17 protein-coding genes are annotated in these 20,895 nt (G+C 59.8%); 12 read left to right on the top strand and 5 right to left on the bottom strand.

Annotated elements, in window-relative coordinates; all coding sequences use genetic code 11:
* Nucleotides 1-2 precede the first annotated feature (2 nt).
* The 3 genes from JK199_RS13695 to JK199_RS15990 all read right to left on the bottom strand — a co-directional run bounded on the left by JK199_RS13695 (nt 3) and on the right by JK199_RS15990 (nt 1,769).
* Nucleotides 3-788, bottom strand: coding sequence for a pseudouridine synthase (locus tag JK199_RS13695; RefSeq protein ID WP_212376993.1), 786 nt, complete (start codon nt 786-788; stop codon nt 3-5).
* Nucleotides 785-1,513, bottom strand: coding sequence for a gamma-glutamyl-gamma-aminobutyrate hydrolase family protein (locus JK199_RS13690; RefSeq protein WP_212376990.1), 729 nt, complete (start codon nt 1,511-1,513; stop codon nt 785-787). Before JK199_RS13690 ends, JK199_RS13695 begins: the two co-directional genes overlap by 4 nt.
* 127 nt (nt 1,514-1,640) lie before the next feature.
* Nucleotides 1,641-1,769: a hypothetical protein gene (locus JK199_RS15990; protein ID WP_255029828.1), complete on the bottom strand. Its 129-nt coding sequence runs from the start codon at nt 1,767-1,769 to the stop codon at nt 1,641-1,643.
* A 337-nt stretch (nt 1,770-2,106) separates the two neighbouring features.
* On the opposite strand from JK199_RS15990, the gene JK199_RS13685 reads away from it, so the two are divergent.
* From JK199_RS13685 to JK199_RS13665, 5 genes are all read left to right on the top strand, one after another.
* Complete coding sequence (locus tag JK199_RS13685; protein ID WP_025829269.1) at nt 2,107-2,580, top strand: nucleoside deaminase; 474 nt, start codon at nt 2,107-2,109, stop codon at nt 2,578-2,580.
* A 179-nt stretch (nt 2,581-2,759) separates the two neighbouring features.
* Complete coding sequence (locus tag JK199_RS13680) at nt 2,760-4,346, top strand: Do family serine endopeptidase (protein ID WP_086654768.1); 1,587 nt, start codon at nt 2,760-2,762, stop codon at nt 4,344-4,346.
* Between the two features lie 360 nt (nt 4,347-4,706).
* Nucleotides 4,707-5,852 (top strand): efflux RND transporter periplasmic adaptor subunit, encoded by a 1,146-nt coding sequence (locus JK199_RS13675; RefSeq protein ID WP_244985175.1) that lies wholly within the window; start codon nt 4,707-4,709, stop codon nt 5,850-5,852.
* On the top strand, nt 5,845-8,934 hold the full coding sequence (locus tag JK199_RS13670; RefSeq protein ID WP_077930858.1) for an efflux RND transporter permease subunit: 3,090 nt from the start codon (nt 5,845-5,847) through the stop codon (nt 8,932-8,934). Before JK199_RS13675 ends, JK199_RS13670 begins: the two co-directional genes overlap by 8 nt.
* Entirely contained in the window at nt 8,931-10,469 is a 1,539-nt protein-coding gene (locus JK199_RS13665; RefSeq protein WP_212376986.1) for an efflux transporter outer membrane subunit, read from the top strand. Before JK199_RS13670 ends, JK199_RS13665 begins: the two co-directional genes overlap by 4 nt.
* Here JK199_RS13665 and JK199_RS13660 read toward each other — a convergent pair.
* On the bottom strand, nt 10,449-11,207 hold the full coding sequence (locus tag JK199_RS13660; protein WP_244985174.1) for a Crp/Fnr family transcriptional regulator: 759 nt from the start codon (nt 11,205-11,207) through the stop codon (nt 10,449-10,451). The two genes, JK199_RS13665 and JK199_RS13660, sit on opposite strands and share 21 nt — an antisense overlap.
* Before the next feature lie 331 nt (nt 11,208-11,538).
* On the opposite strand from JK199_RS13660, the gene JK199_RS13655 reads away from it, so the two are divergent.
* From JK199_RS13655 to JK199_RS13630, 6 genes are all read left to right on the top strand, one after another.
* The gene (locus JK199_RS13655) at nt 11,539-12,339 is read left to right on the top strand and encodes an OmpW/AlkL family protein (protein ID WP_025828742.1); all 801 of its coding nucleotides are present in this window, start codon (nt 11,539-11,541) and stop codon (nt 12,337-12,339) included.
* A 4-nt stretch (nt 12,340-12,343) separates the two neighbouring features.
* On the top strand, nt 12,344-13,723 hold the full coding sequence (gene hemN, locus JK199_RS13650; protein ID WP_212376978.1) for an oxygen-independent coproporphyrinogen III oxidase: 1,380 nt from the start codon (nt 12,344-12,346) through the stop codon (nt 13,721-13,723).
* Nucleotides 13,724-13,875: 152 nt separating this feature from the next.
* Nucleotides 13,876-14,538: a 2OG-Fe(II) oxygenase gene (locus JK199_RS13645; RefSeq protein WP_025828744.1), complete on the top strand. Its 663-nt coding sequence runs from the start codon at nt 13,876-13,878 to the stop codon at nt 14,536-14,538.
* 136 nt (nt 14,539-14,674) lie between these two features.
* A complete protein-coding gene (locus tag JK199_RS13640; protein ID WP_212376975.1) occupies nt 14,675-16,312 on the top strand; it encodes an electron transfer flavoprotein-ubiquinone oxidoreductase in 1,638 nt (545 codons plus the stop codon).
* A 62-nt stretch (nt 16,313-16,374) separates the two neighbouring features.
* Nucleotides 16,375-17,124 (top strand): electron transfer flavoprotein subunit beta/FixA family protein, encoded by a 750-nt coding sequence (locus JK199_RS13635; RefSeq protein ID WP_077930863.1) that lies wholly within the window; start codon nt 16,375-16,377, stop codon nt 17,122-17,124.
* Between the two features lie 2 nt (nt 17,125-17,126).
* Nucleotides 17,127-18,050 carry an electron transfer flavoprotein subunit alpha/FixB family protein gene (locus tag JK199_RS13630; RefSeq protein ID WP_212376972.1) on the top strand — a complete coding sequence of 308 codons (924 nt, stop codon included), beginning with the start codon at nt 17,127-17,129 and terminating at the stop codon, nt 18,048-18,050.
* Between the two features lie 99 nt (nt 18,051-18,149).
* On the opposite strand, the gene JK199_RS13625 is transcribed toward JK199_RS13630, so the two are convergent.
* A complete protein-coding gene (locus tag JK199_RS13625; protein ID WP_244985173.1) occupies nt 18,150-18,821 on the bottom strand; it encodes a TetR/AcrR family transcriptional regulator in 672 nt (223 codons plus the stop codon).
* A gap of 59 nt (nt 18,822-18,880) precedes the next feature.
* Here JK199_RS13625 and JK199_RS13620 point away from each other — a divergent pair, with 59 nt between their 5' ends.
* The gene (locus tag JK199_RS13620) at nt 18,881-20,497 is read left to right on the top strand and encodes an efflux transporter outer membrane subunit (RefSeq protein ID WP_212376969.1); all 1,617 of its coding nucleotides are present in this window, start codon (nt 18,881-18,883) and stop codon (nt 20,495-20,497) included.
* Nucleotides 20,498-20,895 lie beyond the last annotated feature (398 nt).

The raw sequence follows: 20,895 nt of genomic DNA, 5'->3' as shown, positions 1-20,895 counted from the left end.
GTCTAACGTGTCTTGGTGCCAGTGGAGGCGGAAGCCGGTTTACGAGGGGGCGTTTTTTCCGGTGCTTTGGGCATCTGTTCACGCAGGGTCTTGCCGGGCACTTCTTCCAGTTCTCCCCGTTGCAGGGTGCCAAGCTGGAAGGGGCCGTAACTGGTGCGGATCAGGCGGCTGACATGCAGGTTCAGGCCCATCATCACCTTACGGATTTCCCGGTTCTTGCCCTCACGCAGGGAGACGGTGAGCCAGGCATTGTCCCCTTTGCGGGAATCAAGTCCGGCTTCAATCGGCCCGTACCGTACGCCGTCAAACACGCTGCCTTTGGCCAGTGCTGCCAGCCGGGCCTCATCCACCACACCAAACACGCGGACGCGGTAGCGGCGCAGCCAGCCGTTGGTCGGCAGTTCCAGTCTGCGTGCCAGTTCACCATCATTGGTCAGCAGCAGCAGGCCCTCACTGTTCAGGTCCAGCCGCCCGACGCTGATCACGCGCGGCATGCCTTCCGGCAGAGAGGCAAAAACCGTGGGGCGGCCTTCCGGGTCCTTGTGCGTCGTGACCAGTCCGTCCGGCTTGTGGTAGCGCCACAGGCGGGTGCGCTGGGGCTGCTCAACAACATTGCCGTCCACCTGAACAAGATCACTGGAAGTGACAAACGTGGCGGGATGAGTCACGGGCTGGTTGTTCAGCTTGACCCGTCCTTCCTCAATCATCCGCTCGGCATCACGCCGACTGGCCACACCGGTCCGGCCCAGCCATTTGGCAATGCGTTCTCCACGCGATTCCTGCGTCACTCTGATTCTCCTGCTGCCTGCACAAAGGCGCTAAAAATGCTCCGGTCACCCGGGTCTATGCCAAATTCCGGATGCCATTGCACCCCAAGGCAAAATGGAAGGGCCGGGTCTTCCAGCCCTTCAATCAGTCCATCTTCCGCCACAGCATTCACAACCCCGCGTCCGGGCGTGCGCACAGCCTGATGATGGGAGGAGTTTACAGCCATCCGTGGCCGCCCCACGCAGCGGGCCAGCAGGGTCTCCGGTGTCAGGAGCACCGCATGGCTGGCTTCATCGCGCGGGTTGGGCTGTTCATGCGGTAGGGCGGTGGGGCAGGCATCGGGGATGTGCTGGATCAGCGTGCCGCCAAGGGCCACGGCCAGAAGCTGCATGCCGCCGCAAATACCCAGTACCGGCATCCTGCGCTGCATGGCGGTCGCCAGATAAGCCTGCTCGGCCTGCGTGCGCACCGGGCGCAGCGTAACGCTGCTATGGCGCTCGGTCTCGCCATACAAAGCGGGATCAATATCAAACGCCCCGCCAGTAATCAGCAGTCCGTCAATCTGATCAATATAGTCAGGGGCAAGCTGAGGGAACAGCGGCAGGGCAACGGGTAGCCCTCCCGCCGTTGCAATAGCGGACAGATAGTTTTCCCGCAGAGCATACCACGGGAATCGGGAATAGCGGTCTGGTCCGCCCGCCTCATGGTCAAGCGTAATGCCGATAACGGGGCGGCGTGCAGTCATGAACTCGGGTGTCTTTTTTCAGAAAAAGGCGGATGAAGCGTATCAGGTGCCACACCCCGCGCCGGTTTGCACGGGGATAAACACCAGCATCTTCTGAAACAGGACAGTTTTCCCGAAAAAACGAGGCTCAGCCCTGCAGAAGGGCAATCGTTCGGACGTGCGGTGAGGCGGTTGCCGGTTCATTCACCGTCCGGTCGACAACGGCAAGGCCGAGGCCGATTGCAGCGGCGGCGAGGATGAGAGACAGACTGTGCATGGTACTAATCCTTTCCGCGTCTGGTGTGTCAGGGCGATATTGCCCGGCACGATAGGTCTGAGCCGGTGCTCTGTTACAGAACAGATCATGGCATCTATAAGGCACAATGACAGAGAAGATCGCGCTTTTGCAAGAAAAAACGACTGTTTAAAATAAGGCAGATGGACTCATTTTCCTGAACGGCGTGTGAGGCCTGAAATATTTGGTGAGGCTTCCTTCAGAGCAGGACAAACACCGGGGTTTGCGGCATGACAGGGCCGGTCAGGGTGGCGGAGCTGGCATCCGGCCAGAAAAACGTCCGTGGCAGAGCCAGTATGGTCAAAAGAGGCGCAATGGCATGAAAAACGGGATGGAACTGGCACTGTGCGAAGCGCGGAACGCAGCGGAGCGGGGGGAAGTTCCTGTGGGCGCGGTTGTGCTGGGGCCGGATGGCACAGTGCTGGCGCAGGGGGGTAACCGGGTGGAAGAGCTCCAGGACCCGTCCGCCCATGCGGAGATGCTGGTTATGCGGGAGGCCCTTGCGGCCCGCGGCGGGCAGCGGCTGGCGGACTGCACACTGGTCGTGACACTGGAGCCCTGCCCGATGTGTGCGGCGGCTCTGGCGCATTTCCGGGTCGGGCGGGTGCTGTTCGGAGCGTATGACCCAAAAGGCGGCGGGGTGGAGCATGGGCCACGCCTGCCGTTTCGCGCAGAGGCCCTGCACAGGCCGGAAATTATTGGCGGTGTGCGGGAACAGGAGGCAGCAGCCCTGCTGAAAACATTTTTCCAGTCGCTCAGAACACGGGAAGAGGCGGAAAAATCCCTCCCGTAGCCTGTGTTAAAATTCTGATCTTCTGACAGTCTTCGTGCATCGCGGTCTTTTGTTTTTGCCATCAAGGAACCATGTTAACGGCAGAAGCGTATGATATCTGGCCTGTATGGCCTGAATGATACGCCCCGGCGGGGATCAGCCCTGTTGGCAGAAAGTTTAAGGGAACAGTCGGAATCGTGATGTCGGAAAAATCTGTATCCAAGTTTTTCGGGCGGACTCACCGCAAGACACTTCTGGTCCTTCTGGCTGGTGTCGCCTTTGCAGGGACAACCGGCATCGGGCCTTCTGGCGTACACGCCGCCTATGCTGAGGATGCCGGGGCCATCAAGCCGAGCAGCCCGGTCCAGACGCTTCCAAACTTTGTCAATCTGGTCAAACAGGTCAAACCGGCTGTTGTGTCCATCACCTCCATGATCAAGGCAGACGCCGTTGAGGGTGAAGGCGGCGGCATGGGCGGAATGGGTGGTGGTATGGGCGGCATGCCCTTTCCTTTCCCGTTCCCCTTCCAGATGGCGCCCCAGCAGTCCCGCCAGCAGATTGAAGCGCGTGGCTCAGGCTTCCTGATCTCGGCTGATGGCTATGTGGTGACCAACAACCATGTGGTGAAAGGGGCCACCAAGGTTACCGTCACGCTGGATGATGGCACCACGCTGCCAGCAAAAATCATCGGCCGGGATGGCAAGACGGATCTGGCTCTTCTGAAAGTCACCTCCACCCAGAAACTGCCCTTTATCGAACTGGGTGAATCGGACGATGTGCAGCCCGGTGAATGGGTTGTGGCCGTTGGTAACCCGTATGGTCTGGGCGGCACCGTTACGGCGGGGATCGTCTCTGCCCGTGGGCGTGACATTAATGAAGGCCCGTACGACAACTTCATCCAGATTGATGCGCCGATCAATCGCGGGAACTCCGGTGGTCCGCTCTTTACGCAGGACGGCAAAGTGGTGGGTGTGAATACCGCCATTCTGTCCCCCTCCGGCGGTGGCTCCATCGGGATTGGCTTTGCCATTCCGTCCGACACCGTGCGCAGCGTAACGGACCAGCTCCGCAAAACCGGCCATGTGGTGCGTGGTTATCTGGGCGTGAATGCTCAGGTGATTTCCCCGGCTATGGCCAAGGCCCTGAACATGCCGGTCCCGGCTCCGGGTGCGCCGCCTGCCGGTGCGCTGGTCGCCAGCACCAGCCCGGACAGCCCGGCTGAAAAAGCTGGTCTGAAGGCGGAAGATATTGTGACCGACTTTAACGGTCAGAAAGTCTCCTCCCCGCATGATCTGGCTGTGCGTGTGGCCTCTGTCGCTCCCGGTACGGACGCCAAAATTGGCTATCTGCGGGGCGGCAAGCCGCAGACGCTGACGGTAAAGATCGGCAACCTCGCCAAAGCCTCGAATGATGGCGGGATTGAAGGCAGCGCCTCCTCCGGCCCGCATCTGGGCGTCTCCCTGACACCGCTGAGTGGGGATATCCGCCGCCAGCTTGGTCTGGGCAGTGATGTGCATGGTGTGGTGGTGAATGACGTGCAGCCGGGCTCCCCGGCGGATCAGGCCGGCATTCGCCCCGGCGATGTGATCCAGTCTGTCAGCAACCAGAGCGTTGATTCGCCGCGGGCAGCGGTAACAGCCGTGCGTGGTGCGCTGGCTGCTAAAAAGCCGGTTCTGCTGCGTGTGCTGCGGGATGGACAGTCTCTGTTTATTGCCATCTCTCCGGATGGCACGGGGGACGGCTCTGACTCCGGCGCCACCAGTGGCGGGGACGACGACGACAACTAAAACCGTTTTATACGGGATAAGGCCGGGGGACTGACCCGGCCTGAAAGAACGCTGGCTCTGGAAAGGGCCAGCGTTTTTTTGTGCTTACACGCTGATATTATTTTCAGAAATCCGTAAAATGCTCTCTGGATAAAATGTTGTAACATAAAACCATTATAAAATTTTGATTAAATTCGGGGTCTTATGGATGAAATTTTCAGCCAGATCAGGTTAGTGCCACAAATGCAACAAAGCTATGCTCCAGTCTCGGGGCTTGTTTGCTTTGGTCCTGAGCGGGTATCTCCTGCGTATTGATAAAGTGGGAGCGATCCGCCCTATGACCCTCGCGCGTTTTTTCCATCTGCCATGCAGGGCTGCCTGATGCGCGCTGCACAGAGAGTGGCCATGCTGCTGCGTGCCGGGTGGGGTGTGTCTGGCCTGCTGTGTTCCGTGGTGTGTCCGCTCAGCGTGTCCGTTATGGCCAGCGCTCCGGCATGGGCGGAAAAGGCGGCCCTTATTGTGGGGAAAGACGGCAGCCTGAGCGTGCCGGAGGGCTCCCCCCTGCGGAAGCGGCTGGAAATTGAGGCTGTACAGGTTGTTGTCCCGAAGGACACCCTGTCTGTCCCCGGTGCGATTGTTACGGAACCTTCCCGGCAGGTGCCGGTATTTGCCCCGGTTACAGGCCGGATTATGGCGCTGAATGTTGTGCCCGGCCAGCATGTGCGGCACGGCCAGCCACTGGCGACCCTGCTGGCCGGAGATATGGCGCAGGCCGCCACGGATGAAGAAAAAGCCCGTGCCGGACTGGTGCTGGCGCAGGCCGCTATGGCGCGCGCTCAGCAGGTCAGGCAGGCCGGGGGTGCTGCCACGCGGGATGTGGAAGCTGCCCGTGCAGCACTGGTGCAGGCGCAGGCGGAGGAACGCCGCGCGCAGGACCGTCTGGCCTCGTTTGATGATAAAGCCGCCGCAGGCGGCACACTGACGCTGCGCTCCCCGGTGGATGGCGTTGTTTCAGCCGTTAACATGGCGCCGGGCCAGAATGTGACGGACCTTACCGCAGCACTGCTGAGCGTGGAAGACCTCTCTGAAATCTGGGCGGTGGCGGATGTGCCGGAAGCGGATGTGGACCAGATTCATATTGGTCAGTCCGTCACCCTTACCCTGCCCGCGCGGCAGGGAGTGCTGCTGTATGGGGAAATTGCAACGGTTGAGCCGGATCTGCGGCCTGAAACACGCCGCCTGCGCGCCATGATCCCGCTGCCCAACCCGGATGAAGATCTGCACCCCAATATGTTCGCCACAGTCAATATTCAGCTCAAACAGCCACCGGGCCTTATGGTGCCGCAATCGGCCCTGCTGATGAATAATGACAACGTGACGGTGTTTGTTGAAACCGCCCCCTGGACGTTCATGCGGCGCAAGGTCGGAATCTCCTATGATGAAGGAGAAGATACGCGGGTGCTGAGCGGGCTGAGCGCAGGAGACCGCATTGTGACGCGCGGCGGAGTCCTGCTGAACGATGATTGAGCAGATTATTGCCGCCTGCCTGCGGGAGCGCCGGATTGTTTTTGTCGCCATGGCCGTGCTTGCCCTGTGGGGTGGCTGGGCGTGGAAAGACCTGCCGGTTGAAGCCTATCCGGACCTCGGGGCTGTGTCCGTTCAGGTCACCACCCAAAGCTCCGGGCTGGCGGCGGAAGAGGTGGAACAGCAGATTACCATCCCGCTGGAACGCCAGCTTGCGGCCACGCCGGGGCTGGCCAACAGCCGTTCCAGCAGCACGTTTGGCCTTTCGCTTATCAACCTGATTTTCCGGGACGGCGTAAATGTCTACGCCGCCCGCCAGCGTGTGACGGAGCAACTGGCGCAGGTTACGCTGCCGCCGGGCGTTACGGCGGGGCTTGGGCCTGTCACCAGCCCGTCGGGCGAAATCTATCGCTACACGCTGGAATCAGACCGCCAGAATCTGATGCAGCTGTCAGAAATCCAGCGCTGGATTGTAGTGCCCGCTCTGAGCAAAGTGCAGGGCGTGGCCACCATCAACAATTTTGGTGGCTTCACGCGGGAATATCAGTTGTTGCTGGATCCGGCCTCGCTCTCCCGCTTCCATGTGGGCGTCAATGATGTTTTGACAGCCATTACCAACAGCAGCGTCAATGCTGGCGGTGGCCGCGTGGCGCGGGGTGAGCAGTCCTACATTGTGCGTGGCGTGGGGATGATCCATTCGCTGGATGAGATGGGCGATATTCCCGTCACCCAGCATGACGGCGTGCCGGTTTTCCTGCGGGAGCTGGGCCGGATGCAGCTTGGGCATCAGGTGCGGGAAGGGATTCTGGGGAAAAACGGCAACCCCGATACCATTGAGGGCATTGTCAGCATGGTCACGGGGGAAAACGCCTCGAAAGTGCTGGACCTGCTACATGCCCGCGTGGCGCAACTGCAAAAGCAGCTAGAGCCACAGGGGGTGCGGATCGTGCCCTATATTGACCGTGATGTTCTGGTGAACGCCACCACGGAGAAAGTGACGCACACGGTTCTGGAAGGTGTGGGGCTGGTTTTTGTTATCCTCATTCTCTTCCTTGGCAGCCCGCGCAGTGCGCTGGTCGCGGCGGTGACAATCCCGCTGGCGCTGGCGACGGTCTTTCTCATCATGAGTCTGCTCGGCATGCCCGCCAACCTGTTTTCCCTCGGGGCGATCGACTTCGGGGTGATTGTGGACGGCGCGATTGTGGTGACGGAATCCATCCTGCGCCTGCGGGAGGAGCAGCCGGGCCACACCATGACGCTGGAAGACGTGGAGGGGCTGACAAAGCATGTCGGCCGCGCCATCGTCTTCGCTACGCTGGTGATTATTGTCGCTTACAGCCCGCTTTTTGCGTTTGAAGGCGCGGAGGGGCGGCTGTTCCGGCCGATGGCCTTTACCGTCAGCTTTGCGCTGCTGGGGGCTCTGCTCAGCGCCATTGTGCTCACACCGTCTCTGGCCTTTCTGGCCATGCGCAAGCCGCACAAGATTTTCCATAACAAGCCGCTGGAAAAGCTGCACCACCTGTACCATGACAGTCTGGCCCATGCCATGCGCCGCCCGCTGCTGGCCTATATCGGCGCGATTATCGCCTTTGTGCTGGTGGTTGTGCTGGGGATGCATACAGGGCGGGAATTTCTGCCGGAAATGGATGAAGGCGCGCTGTGGTTGCAGGTGCAGCTCCCCTCCGGTCTCTCGCTGGAAAAAGCAGGCGCCATGGCGGATGAAGTGCGCCATGCCATTTATACCTTTCCGGAAACATCTTACGCGGTCACGCAGCTTGGCCGGAATGATTCCGGGACGGACCCGTGGACGCCCTCCCATATTGAGGTGCCGGTTGGCCTGAAACCCTACAACACCTGGCCGCATGGTGAGACAAAGGCGCAGTTTGTTTCTAAACTGCATGAACGTCTGGCCAAAATTCCGGGCATTGATTTTGGCATCAGCCAGCCTATTGCCGATGGAATGAATGATCAGGTTGGCGGCGCACACTCCGCGCTGGTCCTGCGTGTTTACGGGAATGATGCGCGGGAAATCCGGCGCATTGGCAACCAGATTGTCTCCGTTCTGAAAACCGTAAAAGGCACGACGGAAGCCTCGGTTTTTCAGGAACCTGAAATTCCGGAACTCAATATTGTGGCAGACCGGGCTGCTGCGGCCCGGTACGGTATTTCCGTTGCGGATATTATGGCCGTCGTGGGCAACGCCATTGGCGATGGCCCTGTCTCCCAGATCTATATCGCAGACCGCACGTATAACATGACGGTGCGGGTGCCGCCTGCCACGGTCAGCAATCTGCGCACGCTGGCCCATCTGCCGCTGACAGCAGCCAACGGCGCGCAGATCCCGCTGGAGATGGTCGCACATATCGACCTGAAAACCGGCGAGGGCACGATCTCGCATGAAATGACGGAACGGCAGATCACGCTGCGGGTGGATAACGGTAAACGGCCTCTGTCCGAATATATGGCGGAAGCCCAGCAGAAAATTGCCGCACAGGTGCATTTCGACTCCAGCCTGTACCGGCTGCAATGGGCCGGTGCGTTTGAGCAGCAGCAGCGGGCGCAGGCCCGTCTGACTGTGGCGCTGGGCATTATGCTGGTGGTCATGCTGGTTCTGCTGTTTGCCGAATTCCGCAAGATGCGGCAGGCCGTGCTGATTCTGGCTGTGGTGCCGCTGGCTCTTCTGGGTGGTCTGGTCGCCTTGCAGGTGCGTGGTGATACGCTGAACGTCGCAACGGCTGTAGGCTTTATCGCGCTGTTCGGCGTGGCGGTGCAGAACGGCATTATCATGGTCTCCAACATCAACCGGCACAGGGCGCAGGGCGTGCCGCTGTATAATGCCGTGCTGGAAGGGGCAGGGGAGCGGTTCCGCCCCGTGCTGATGACGGCCACCGTTGCCAGCATGGGCATGTTGCCCGCCGCCCTTGCCACCGGCATCGGGACGGACGTGCAGCGCGGGCTGGCGACGGTTGTCGTCGGGGGGTTGGGGATTGCGACGTTGCTGACCCTGTTTATCCTGCCAACATTCTATTACGAGCTGGAAGCGTGGTGTGAGCGCCGGGCCGCAGCACGGGAGCCTGCGCCATGATGCGGAAAAACCTGATGCTCTGTGCCGCCACCGCTCTGGCGCTGGGTGGCTGTGCCGTTGGCCCCGACTTTAAAAAACCTGCACCGCCCGCACCAACGGCGTATGGGCAGGCCGGAAAGGGAGACACCACGCAGCCGGTGGCAGGCTCAGCGGACGCGGCTGCCGCTGGCCCGCAGAGTGTGGTGCAGGTGTTCCGTCCGGGGCAGGATATTCCGGCGCAATGGTGGGTGCTGTTCCACTCGCCCGATCTGGACAGGCTGGTGCGGCGGGCGCTGGACCAGAATCCGTCTCTGGAATCCGCGCGTGATGCGCTGGCAGCGGCTAATGAAAATCGTCTGGCCCAGCAGAGCGCGCTGTATCCGTCTATCTCCGGCAGCTTCAACCCGACCCGGCAAAAGACGTCCCGCACCTATTCTCCTGTGCCAAACAACAATTCCTGGCTCTACACGGTGCATACGGCCCAGCTGAACATCTCCTACGTGCCGGATCTGTGGGGCGGTGTGCGGCGCGGGGTGGAAGCGGCGAAAGCCCTGCGGGATGCGCAGCGGGACCAGTTGCAGGCGGTTTATCTGACCCTGACATCCTCCATCGTGCAGGCCGCGATTGATCAGGCCGCCCTGAATGCGCAGTTTCAGGCCACGCAGTCTCTTGTGGCCTTGCAGCGCACCTTGCTGGCCTCGGCGGAGCGGCAGGAACAGGTCGGGCAGTTTTCCCGCAATGACGTCGCGATGCAGCGGGCGTCTCTGGCACAGAATGAGGCGAGTCTGGCCCCGTTGCAAAAGCAGCTTGAGCAGCAGAAACATCTGATTGCCGCTCTGGTAGGAGACGCGCCGGACGCCCCGGAGCCGACATTTACGCTGGAGTCTCTCTCTCTTCCGGTTGAACTGCCCGTCAGCCTGCCCGCCCGGCTGGTTGAGCAGCGCCCGGATATCCGCACCGCTGCGGCCAACTGGCATGCAGCCTGTGCACAGGTCGGGGTGGCCGTGGCGAATCGTCTCCCCAATGTGCAGCTTGGCGCGACTCCGGGCTTTGCAGCCGCATCCATCGCGCAGATGGCCACGCCGGGTTTCGGGCAGTGGACGCTGGCCGCCATGATCACACAGCCTCTGTTTGATGGGGGCCTGCTGCGGCATCAGGAACATGCGGCGCGTGCGCAGTATGATCAGGCTGCGGCGGATTATCGCACGGCCCTGATCGCAGCCTTGCAGGATGTGGCGGATACTCTCACGGCCATTCGCTCGGATGCCGCAGCCTTAGGGGCCAATGCGTCTGCCGCGACGGCTGCGGCGGAAAGCTGGCATATTGCTCAGGCCCAGTACCGGCTGGGGGACGTGAGCGAGGTCGCTATGCTTCAGGCACAGCAGACGCAGCTTCAGGCTCAGCTCACGCTGGCACAGGCCCGGGCAGACAGATTGTCCGATACGGTTGCTCTGTTTCAGGCTCTGGGCGGAGGCTGGTGGAACAGTAAGGAGCCGGACGCGCCGCGGACACCGTCCTGGCATCCGGACAAAGGGCTAGCGGTTATTCTGCCCTGAGGTCTGGCCCGAGGCGAGGTCCGTCAGGCGGGAGACGGACAACACCCGGATGCCATGATTATCGGTGCCGGTAATGGTCTGCTCACGCCGTAAGGCGCTGATAGTTCGGCTGACGGTTTCAATCGTCAGGCCCAGATAATCAGCAATATCAACCCGCGTCATGGGCAGTGAGACCATGCAGCCCTCACTTTCCGTCTGATTCGGGCTCGCGGGGGGTAGCATGCGGTTCAGCAGGAAACTCGCCACACGTTCCCGCGCGGTCTTGCGGCCCAGCAGCAGCATCTGCTCCTGCGCCTCAGCCAGTTCATCCGTGACTTCCGAGAGAAGCCGCCGCTCAAACTGCGGGTAATCCGTCAGTAATGTTTCAAGCTGCGGGCGCAGAAAACGGCAGACCTGCACCGTATCCACGGTTTCCGCACTAAAAGCATAGGTGTCGGCGTTGGTCAGGCCCAGAAAATGCCCGATATCCGCAAAACCGGTAATCTGGCGGCGTCCATCCGGCAGGGATTTGAAGAGTTTAACCGTCCCGGATGTCACATTATAAAAAGCGACGGCGGGAGAGCCTTCTTCCACCACTGACGTGCCCGGCGGCAGGGTCAGCCGCTTGGACGCCTGTGCCAGAATGGCCAGTTCCGTATCATCAATCGCACTGCACACGCTCTGCGCGCGGATATCACAGACAAGGCACCGATGCAGGTCAGTGCCTGTCTCCGTGGAGAACCTGCGCCTGAGAGGCATGGAATGTGTCCGTGAACTGGGAGCAGGCAGCATGGAAAATACAGGTCCGGCAATGCCGGCTCTTGCGGACTCAGACTATGAGCCGGAAAAGCCTGAAAAGAGATGGCGTAAATATTAGGTTATTGTTGATATAAATCAACGACAGCTCTGAAAATTCTCGCAGTGCAAGAATGTTTAAAGCGAATATCAGAGTTGTGTCGTGCGCTGTGGTTTAAATAACACACTCTTCCACTGATCATAGCGCAGGTTTGATCTAAATCATGGTGGACAGGTGCCGCGCGTGATTTCTCCCCACTCATAAACTTACAGCGCAGTTGGAAGAGTAACAGGTATGGTCAAGCTTCGTTCCTTATTTACAGCCCTTGTGGCGGGTGTGGCTGCTGTCTCCGGCACCGCCGCAGCTCAGGCTCAGGTTGCTGCTCCGGCCGCCACCAATAATGCGGCTTACGTCAACGCTCCGGTGGTCGGCCAGATTCCGGCTGCTCCCCGTGCGGGCAGCGGGCATTGCGGCCTGTTTGAAACCTGCGCCAGCACCAAAATTGGTCTGGGCAAAGGCGACTTCCTGATCCGCCTGTCCGCTCTGGGCGTGATGCCGGAAGACCGTGACAGCAAAGTCTGGCTGAACGGCAACGCTATTCCAGGCCGCGTGAAGACCACGCGTCAGGTCATGCCGGAACTGACGTTTGAATACTTCTTTACCGACAACATCTCCATCGACCTGATTGCCGCCAGCACCCGTCACGAAGTGGCTGCTGAAGGCACGCCGTTTGGTAAAGTGGATGTCGGCAGCGCATGGGTTCTCCCCCCGACGGTTACGCTGGCATGGCACTTCCGCCCGCATAAGCGCTTCAACCCCTATCTGGGCGTTGGTGGCACTCTGGCATGGTTCCATAACGTTTCTCCCGCCGGTGGCCTCGTGCAGAAGCTCAATGTCGGTGTGACCGGCGGCCCGTCCGTCAACGCCGGTTTTGATTACCAGCTCGTTGGCAACTGGTTCTTCAACTTTGACGTCAAGCAGATGTTCGTGCGGATGCATGCCTGGGCGAACGACCGTGAATCCGGTGCCTTCATCAAGGCGCATGATTCGCTCGACCCGACAGTGGTCGGCGCTGGTATCGAATACCGGTTCTAGTCGTATGAGCGCGGTATCTTTATCTGATCTGGTTCTTCGTTACGGCGGGAACCTGCCGCGCTACACCAGCTACCCGACTGCAGCCAGCTTTACGGATGCGGTCGGGCCGGCGCAGGCCGAGCAATGGCTGCGCGCCCTTCCGGCGGATGCGCCGGTTTCTCTTTATTTCCATGTTCCGTTCTGTGATGAACTGTGCCGCTTCTGCGGATGCAATACCTCCGTCATGCGCCATGAGGACGGGCGCAGCGCGTATGGTGATCTGCTGCGTGAGGAACTGCGCCGTGTTGTGGCGCTGGTCGGTCCGCAGCGTTCAGTGCGGCATCTCCAGTTTGGGGGCGGAACACCGTCTACCCTGCCTGCGGCCGCACTCCGTCAGGTCATGCGCAGCGTACGCAAGTTTTTCCGTATTGAGGCCGATGCCGAACTGGCAATGGAACTGGACCCCCGGCACGTGCCTGAGGGATATCCTGCCTTGCTGGGTGAGCTTGGCTTTACCCGCATCAGCCTTGGCGTGCAGGATCTGGAAGAAAAAGTGCAGGAAGCCTGTGGGCGGCACCAGTCTTTTGCACAGACAGAAGCCTGCATCAACGCCGTGCGTGCAGCCGGTGTGTCCGGCGTCAATGTCGATCTGATTTATGGCCTGCCGTATCAGACGGAAGAGAGTGTTGCGGCTACGGCGCGGAAAATCGCCTCGCTGCGGCCCAGCCGTCTGGCGGTTTTCGGCTATGCCCATGTGCCGTGGAAGCAGAAGCGCCAGCGCCTGATTCCTGAAGAGTCTCTGCCTCAGCCTGTCGAGCGTCTGCGCCAGCGCGCCCGTATTGAGGAGGTCCTGTGCGCGGAAGGGTATCTGCCCATCGGGCTGGACCATTACGCTCTGCCGGACGATACGCTGGTCAGGGCCATGCAGGCAGGCACGCTGCGGCGGAATTTTCAGGGCTATACGACCGATTCGTCCACCGTGCTGCTGGGAATGGGCGCCTCCGCCATTTCCATGTTGCCGGGTGGCTATACGCAGAATATTACGGCGGTAGCACCTTATGCCCGTGCTCTGGCGGACGCGCCCTGTCTGCCGGTTGCCCGTGGTGTGGCCCGGACTGCGGAAGATACCCTGCGGGGCCGGCTGATTGAAGAACTGATGTGCACCATGCAGGTTGATCTTCAGGCAGGCGCTGCCGCAGAGCATGACTTTGCCGCTGAATATGCCGCGTTGCAGCCTTTTGTGGAGGACGGGTTTGTCCTGCTGGATGGGAGCCGCATACGGGTCATGGAAGCCGGGCGCCCCTTCCTGCGGAATGTGGCGGCCGTGTTTGATACGCACCGCCAGGCGTTATCATCCACAACGCCGGATGCGGCCCCGCAGCCCCGCTTCGCCACAGCGCTCTGAACCTGTGTGCGGCGGGTGCGTTACAGCACCGGAGTTGATCGTGCGCGTATTTTAGCGCATGGAGAGAAGACTTTTCCCGCCCGGATGCCATAAAAAAGAACGGTATTCTTCTTAAAGGCAGGAACCCGCATCACAGCTGAAGGACAGAACAGATGCGTTCTGACGCCCCCGCTTTGACAGAAAAGCTGGCTGCCATGCAGCCTGCACAGGTCCCGTTTACACACTGGATGCTGGACTCCGTGCTGGAGCCAGAGGCCTGTGAGGCTCTTCTGGAATGGGAGCCGGGGGAAGACGCCAGAGCCGGGGATGTCGGCGGACGGCGTGAGACCCGCAACAAGTTCCGCGTGTTTGTGGACCCGGCAACCCGTGCGCGGGATACCCGGCTGGACCGGATGGCCCACCTGTTTGACAGCGAAAAAGCGCGCAGCGTGTTCCGGGATGTGTGTGGCGCGGAACTGGATGATTCCGCCCTGCGGCTGGAATTGTGTCTGGATACGGACGGGTTCTGGCTGGAGCCACATACCGATATTGGAGCCAAGCGTCTCACGCTGCTGATCTCGCTCTCCACAAACGATAAAAACGGTGCGTGGGGCACAGACCTGATGTCTCCGGAGGGGGAATCTATCACACGCGCATCCGGTGCTTTTAATTCCGGCGTGCTGTTCATTCCCTCGGACAAGACATGGCATGGTTTTGTAAAGCGCCCCATTGAAGGCACCCGCCGCACGCTGATCGTCAATTTTGTGGACCCGGCATGGCGTGCCGTGCATGAGCTGGCATTTGGCCCGCGTGCCGTCGCTGCTCCGTCAGCCTGAAATCGGGACAAAAACAGGGCCTGAGAGCCGGATTCTGAGGCAGAATCCGAACGCGACTCAGGCTGTTTTTTTGCAATTCCACGCCAAATCGGCTTTAGGAAGGCTTCGCCGAGATCTCAACGGGGGCTGAACAGGAATGAGTGACTCTGTGCGTGAGTCGATGGAGTTTGATGTCGTTATCGTTGGCGGCGGGCCTGCTGGTCTGGCTGCGGCGATCCGCCTGCGCCAGCTTGCGCCGGAAGCAAGCGTCTGCCTGATTGAAAAAGGCAGTGAAATCGGGGCGCATATCGTCTCTGGTGCTGTCATTGAGCCACGGGCTCTGACAGAGCTTCTGCCAGACTGGCAGAAGCGGGGCGCACCGCTTAACACGCCGGTCACCTCGGAAGAGATGCTCTACCTGACTGAAACCCGCAGCCTGCGTGTGCCCATGCTGGACCGGCTGATGCCGCACATGGCTAATCATGGCAATTATATTGTCAGTCTGGGTGAAGTCTGCCGCTGGCTGGCGACACAGGCGGAAGAACTGGGCGTTGAAATTTATCCCGGCTTTGCCGGTGCGGAAGTCCTGATTGAAGAAAACCGCGTGGTTGGTGTGGCCACCGGGGACATGGGCATTACCAGAGACGGCGCACAGGGCCCCAACTACCAGCCGGGGATGGAGCTGCGCGGGCGGTATACGCTGTTTGCGGAAGGCTGCCGTGGCTCCCTGACCAAGCAGGTCATGGCGCATTATGACCTGCGTAAGGGGGTGGACCCGCAGACCTACGGGCTCGGGATCAAGGAAGTGTGGGAAATCCCGGCGGAAAACCATCGCCCCGGTTTGGTTCAGCACAGCTTTGGCTGGCCGCTGGATGATAAAACCTATGGCGGCGCGTGGCTGTATCATTTTGGCGAAAATCTGGTGTCTTACGGCTTTGTGGTCGGGCTGGATTATCCCAACACCTGGCTGTCCCCGTTTGAGGAAATGCAGCGCCTTAAACTGCACCCGGCTTTCCGTAAGCATCTGGAAGGGGGCCGCCGTGTCAGCTACGGCGCGCGTGCTCTTTCAGAGGGCGGACTGCAATCCATTCCGCGTCTCACCTTCCCCGGTGGTGCGCTGATCGGGGATACAGCGGGCTTCCTGAACATGCCCAAAATCAAAGGTACCCACACGGCCATGAAGTCCGGCATGCTGGCAGCGGAAGCTGTGGCTGAGGCCATGCAGACGGACCGGGTTGAGCCCGGCTCCTTCACGCAGCGCGTCAGGGAAAGCTGGCTGTGGGAAGAACTGTATGCCGCCCGCAATGTACGTCCGGGCTTTGCGCGTTTCGGCACGAAGGGTGGGGCAATTTATGCCGGGCTGGACGCCATGCTACTGCGTGGCCGTGCCCCATGGACCCTGCATTTCCGGCATCAGGACAATGAAACCCTGAAGCCTGCCGAGCTGTGTGAAAAGCCGAATTACCCCAAACCGGATGGCACGCTGACGTTTGACCGCCTGTCTTCCGTCTTCCTGTCCGCCACCAACCATGAGGAAGATCAGCCGGTGCATCTGCGCCTGCGGAATCCATCCCTGTGGAAAACGGTGAACTGGGATGTGTTCCGCGCACCGGAATCCCGTTACTGCCCGGCTGGTGTGTATGAAGTGGTGGATGAGGCAACCTCTCCCGCGTTGCACATCAACGCGCAGAACTGCGTGCATTGCAAAACGTGTGACATCAAGGACCCGACCCAGAATATCGACTGGACAGTGCCCGAAGGGGCTGGTGGCCCTAATTATCCTGCCGGGATGTGATTTTGTTGCAAAATACGGTAAGCAGCGTCTGAACGATCCTGCGTCTGCAAGCGAAAGAAGCCATGAAGATTGTAGTACCTGTTAAGCGGGTTGTTGATTACAACATCAAACCGCGTGTGAAGGCAGATGGCAGCGGCGTTGAAACCGCTGGCGTCAAAATGTCGATGAACCCCTTTGATGAGATCGCGGTGGAAGAAGCCGTGCGTCTCAAGGAAAAGGGCGTCGCAACAGAAGTTGTTGTCGTCTCCATCGGCGTGCAGCAGGCGCAGGATACGCTGCGCACTGCCATGGCCATGGGGGCGGACCGCGCCATTCTGGTGCTGTCTGAAGAAAGCCCGGAACCTCTGGCCGTTGCTAAAGTGCTCAAAGCACTCAGCGAGAAAGAGCAGCCCGGTCTGTTCATTCTCGGCAAGCAGGCCATTGATGATGACATGAACGCAACCGGCCAGATGCTGGCGGGTCTGCTGGGCTGGGGTCAGGGCACGTTTGCCGGTAAGGTTGAGGTTACGGATGGCCGCGTTCTGGTCACGCGTGAAATTGACGGCGGCACGGAAGATGTCTCTCTGGCCCTGCCTGCGGTTGTCACGGCGGATCTGCGCCTGAATGAGCCGCGCTATGCCTCTCTGCCCAACATCATGAAGGCCCGCAAAAAGCCGCTGGAAACGCTGAAGGCGGAAGACCTTGGCGTGGATATGGCGCGTCGCCTCACTGTGGTGTCCGTGGCCGAACCGGAACAGCGTAAGGCTGGCGTAAAAGTTGGCTCCGTGGGTGAGCTGGTTGAAAAACTGCGTAACGAAGCAAAGGTGATCTGATCATGACCGCTCTTGTTCTTCTCGACCATGAAGAAGGCCGGATCAGAAAGTCTGCTCTTTCTGCTGTAACGGCTGCTGCCCAGCTGGGTGACGTGCATGTGCTGGTGACGGGTGATGCCGCCGTAGCGCAGGCAGCTGCCGCTATTTCCGGTGTGTCCAAGGTTCTGCATGCGGCCGATGCGCAGTATGCGCATGAACTGGCTGAACCTCTGGCAGCCCTGATCGTCTCGCTGGCTGGCGGGTATGACCAGATTATTGCTGCTGCCGGTGCCGTAGGGAAAAACGTGCTGCCGCGTGCAGCCGCCCTGCTGGATGTGCAGCCGATTCCGGAAGTGGTCCGCATTGTGGACGCCGAGACTTTCGTGCGCCCGATTTATGCAGGCAACGCTCTGGCAACCGTGCGGTCTTCCGATGCAAAGAAAGTTCTGACGGTTCGTGGTTCCGCGTTTGATGCCGCTCCGGCAGAAGGCGGCTCTGCCCCGGTGGAAGCTGTCGCCCCGGCTGCGACTCCGAACGTGTCCGAATTTGTGGCGGTTCACCTGTCCGAATCCGAGCGTCCGGAACTCGAATCCGCCCGTGTGGTGGTTTCTGGTGGACGTGGTCTCCAGAGCGAAGAGAAGTTCCATATTCTCGAACCTCTGGCCGACAAGCTGGGTGCGGCAATTGGTGCATCCCGCGCCGCGGTGGATTCGGGCTTTGTGCCGAACGAGTTTCAGGTTGGTCAGACCGGCAAGATTGTCGCGCCGGAACTGTATCTCGCCTTCGGGATTTCCGGCGCGATCCAGCATCTTGCCGGGATGAAAGACAGCCGCGTGATTGTGGCCGTCAATAAAGATCCGGAAGCCCCGATCTTTCAGGTTGCTGATTACGGCATTGAGGGTGATCTGTTTGAGGTCGTGCCCGCTCTGACAGCAGCTCTGAGCTAAACTGCTGAGACCCTGAAAAGCCTGTCCGCTCTCTTGGTCAGAGCGGGCAGGCTTTTTTTGTGTCCGGGGCCTGTTTTATCCAGCTTAAAAAAAGGCGGTTCAGTCCGCTGTCTTTTTTTCGGAAGATGCGACGCCATACGCTGCCAGAAACACGCGGACTGCGTTGCTGATCACTTTTTCTTCTTCCTCAGCTTCATTCTCCAGCGGCATGTTGAAGCGCTTCCTGTGCGCAATGCGTGTCTGGCACAGTGAGAAAAACTGCTCAGCAGCAAAAATCGGATCGTCTACTTTCAGCGTCCCCTGCGCGACCTGCCCTTCAATCCAGCCTGAAAGAGTCTCAAGGGCTCTCTTCGGGCCGCTCTGCCAGAACGTCGTGGCCAGATGCGGAAAATGTGGCGCCTCGGAAACAATAATCCGGTAGAGCATCAGGCTCTCGGGCGAGATGATCAGCCTGACAATTTCACGGGCCAGAGCCCGGAGCGTTTTTTCCGGGGAGAGACCTAACTGCTGCACCGGGGCCAGAACCTGTAACTTTTCCCGGCAGTTTTTTTCCACAAAGGCGGCAAACAGATCGCACTTGTTGGCAAAATAATTATAGAGCGTACCCTTGGAAACGCCGGCCTCGCGCGCAATGGCGGACATACTGGCCCCTTCAAAGCCATGGGCGGCAAAAATGGCTTTAGCCCCGGTCAGAATCTGTTCGCGCTTGGCTTCAGATTCTCCTGTGCAGAGGTGGGTCACCATTGCGGGCTTGGAGGGGGTGGCAGACATCGTGTGGTGTTATTCCCAAGTATGATGATTGACGCAACATTGAAAAACGATAGGTTGGCATGCTGACCGAACCGGTCGGTCAGTGCAAGAACCGGTTCGTGAGAATACAGATTTTCGTTAGGAGCAATCAGGTGGCGAAACGGTATGTGTCGGGGGCAGGCACCATAGTTCTGGCTTTAGCGCTGGGTGGATGCATGGTCGGCCCGGATTACAAAAAACCCGCCACGTGGACTCCGGCAGAATGGCAGCATGCCAAGCTGGAAGGGGCATCGCGGGTTCTGAGCGTACCCAGCACGCAGGCGCCAGATCCGGAATGGTGGTCGGTCTTTCAGGACCCGGAGCTGACATCTCTGGAAAAACGTCTGGCGTCAGAAAACCTTGATGTCCTTCAGGCGACCCAGCAGCTTGCTGTCAGCCGCGGGCAATTGCTGATTGCCGGTGCCGAGCGATTCCCCGATCTGGCAGCATCCGGCTCCTACAAACGGGCGCAGTACAGCAGCAAGCAGCTCAGCCGCGTTGTAGAACGTATTGGCCAGAATGCGCCGGAAGGGATGGGGGCACTCCTGTCCTCCCAGTCTTCTAACGTCTCTATCCCGCTGCTTAATCAGTGGCAGGATGGTCTTCAGGCCAGCTGGGAAATTGATCTGTGGGGCCGTGTGCGCCGGCAGTATGAAGCCGCCAAAGCCTATCTGACGGCCTCCATGGAAGAACGGCGCGGGATTCTCATTGCCCGGCAGGCAGAACTGGCCCGTGATTATATGGAACTGCGCGGCCTTCAGGAGCAGTTGCGCATCACCATTGCCAACCGCGATGCTGCGACGCAGATGCTCAAGCTCAGCAGCGCCCGCTATAAAAGCGGGCTGGTGAGTGAGCTGGATGTTGAGAGCGCCCGTTCTCAGGTAGAAAGCACCACATCCAGCATTCCGCAGTATGAGCAGCGGATTGCCATGCAGATTAACGCCATCAATCTGCTGATGGGAGCTCCCCCCGGTGGCCTGAATGCCGAACTGACACAGACGGCATCCATCCCGCTGGTCCCGGCCGCCGTGCCTGTTGGCCTGCCGTCTGAGTTGGCCCGCAGACGCCCGGATATCCGGGAGGCAGACGCAGAACTGCATGCTGCCACAGCGGAAGTCGGTCAGGCCGAAGCGGACTTCTATCCTAAAGTGACGATTGATGCCGGGTTTGGCTTCCAGTCCTTCTCCTTCCGGGACCTCGGGTTCTGGAGCGCCCGGACATGGAATGTCGGCCCCTCCATTTCCTTGCCGATTTTTCAGGGTGGCCGTCTGACCGGTCAGCTTGAGATGAAAAAAGCGTCTCAGAAGACTGCAGCTCTCCGGTATCGCAAAACCGTGCTGAAGGCGTGGAGTGAAGTTGATAACGCCCTGACAGCCTATGAGGCCGAGCAGAAGCGCAACCTCAGCCTGAAGGCGCAGGTCGCGGCGGATCAGCGGTCATGGCAACTGGCGCAGGAGCAGTATCGCCACGGTATGCAGAGTTTCCTGCAGGTGCTGGATACAGAGCGCCGCCTGCTGGCGTCCCAGACGCAACTGGCAGACAGCACGGCCGTTATCTCGGATAATTTGGTGCGTCTCTATAACGCGCTGGGCGGCGGCTGGGAGACAACATATCCGGAGACCGTCAAAGCGCCGACAAAAGTGGCGCAGCATAGTTAAGCTGCTGTCTGTTCCGGACAGAGCGAGAACCCCCGGCGTTTCTGACGCCGGGGGTTTTTTCGTTTGTAAGGGGAAGACTGGTGGAAGAGCCCGGTTTTAAGGCGAACGTCTCTTAAGGGTGCGAGGGAAGCCCATCATCAGCTCCGAGGTTCCCCGTGGAAGTCCTCTCAAAAACGATTCTATCCAGGCAGAGTCGTGATTCGGCAGAGGAAAAATCGGCTAACGCATTGAGAACTGGCGGGGAACTGGGGTTTTGTGTGTGTTTAAAAATTAAGACGCACTTTTTTGAAGTTTTTGTGTCGGATGGTGTTGACGGGTTGTGGGTGATCGCTTAGAAACCGCTTCACCGGACGAGATGACGGTTGGCAGCGGCCTCTGGCTCTGCTAGATTGATCGGC

The organism is Acetobacter persici (assembly GCF_018256955.1).
In the GTDB taxonomy this organism is placed as follows: domain Bacteria; phylum Pseudomonadota; class Alphaproteobacteria; order Acetobacterales; family Acetobacteraceae; genus Acetobacter; species Acetobacter persici.
Note: the sequence above shows the minus strand (reverse complement) of the source record. Positions and strands in the feature narration are given on the sequence as shown.

What these genes read in the sequence shown, in the direction of transcription:
- JK199_RS13660 (WP_244985174.1), bottom strand. Translation starts at nt 11,207, where the DNA reads ATGCCTCTCAGGCGCAGGTTCTCCACGGAGACAGGCACTGACCTGCAT.
- JK199_RS13665 (WP_212376986.1), top strand. Translation starts at nt 8,931, where the DNA reads ATGATGCGGAAAAACCTGATGCTCTGTGCCGCCACCGCTCTGGCGCTG.
- JK199_RS13630 (WP_212376972.1), top strand. Translation starts at nt 17,127, where the DNA reads ATGACCGCTCTTGTTCTTCTCGACCATGAAGAAGGCCGGATCAGAAAG.
- hemN (WP_212376978.1), top strand. Translation starts at nt 12,344, where the DNA reads ATGAGCGCGGTATCTTTATCTGATCTGGTTCTTCGTTACGGCGGGAAC.
- JK199_RS13620 (WP_212376969.1), top strand. Translation starts at nt 18,881, where the DNA reads ATGCTGACCGAACCGGTCGGTCAGTGCAAGAACCGGTTCGTGAGAATA.
- JK199_RS13635 (WP_077930863.1), top strand. Translation starts at nt 16,375, where the DNA reads ATGAAGATTGTAGTACCTGTTAAGCGGGTTGTTGATTACAACATCAAA.
- JK199_RS15990 (WP_255029828.1), bottom strand. Translation starts at nt 1,769, where the DNA reads ATGCACAGTCTGTCTCTCATCCTCGCCGCCGCTGCAATCGGCCTCGGC.
- JK199_RS13640 (WP_212376975.1), top strand. Translation starts at nt 14,675, where the DNA reads ATGAGTGACTCTGTGCGTGAGTCGATGGAGTTTGATGTCGTTATCGTT.
- JK199_RS13680 (WP_086654768.1), top strand. Translation starts at nt 2,760, where the DNA reads ATGTCGGAAAAATCTGTATCCAAGTTTTTCGGGCGGACTCACCGCAAG.
- JK199_RS13690 (WP_212376990.1), bottom strand. Translation starts at nt 1,513, where the DNA reads ATGACTGCACGCCGCCCCGTTATCGGCATTACGCTTGACCATGAGGCG.
- JK199_RS13655 (WP_025828742.1), top strand. Translation starts at nt 11,539, where the DNA reads ATGGTCAAGCTTCGTTCCTTATTTACAGCCCTTGTGGCGGGTGTGGCT.
- JK199_RS13675 (WP_244985175.1), top strand. Translation starts at nt 4,707, where the DNA reads ATGCGCGCTGCACAGAGAGTGGCCATGCTGCTGCGTGCCGGGTGGGGT.
- JK199_RS13645 (WP_025828744.1), top strand. Translation starts at nt 13,876, where the DNA reads ATGCGTTCTGACGCCCCCGCTTTGACAGAAAAGCTGGCTGCCATGCAG.
- JK199_RS13625 (WP_244985173.1), bottom strand. Translation starts at nt 18,821, where the DNA reads ATGTCTGCCACCCCCTCCAAGCCCGCAATGGTGACCCACCTCTGCACA.
- JK199_RS13685 (WP_025829269.1), top strand. Translation starts at nt 2,107, where the DNA reads ATGAAAAACGGGATGGAACTGGCACTGTGCGAAGCGCGGAACGCAGCG.
- JK199_RS13670 (WP_077930858.1), top strand. Translation starts at nt 5,845, where the DNA reads ATGATTGAGCAGATTATTGCCGCCTGCCTGCGGGAGCGCCGGATTGTT.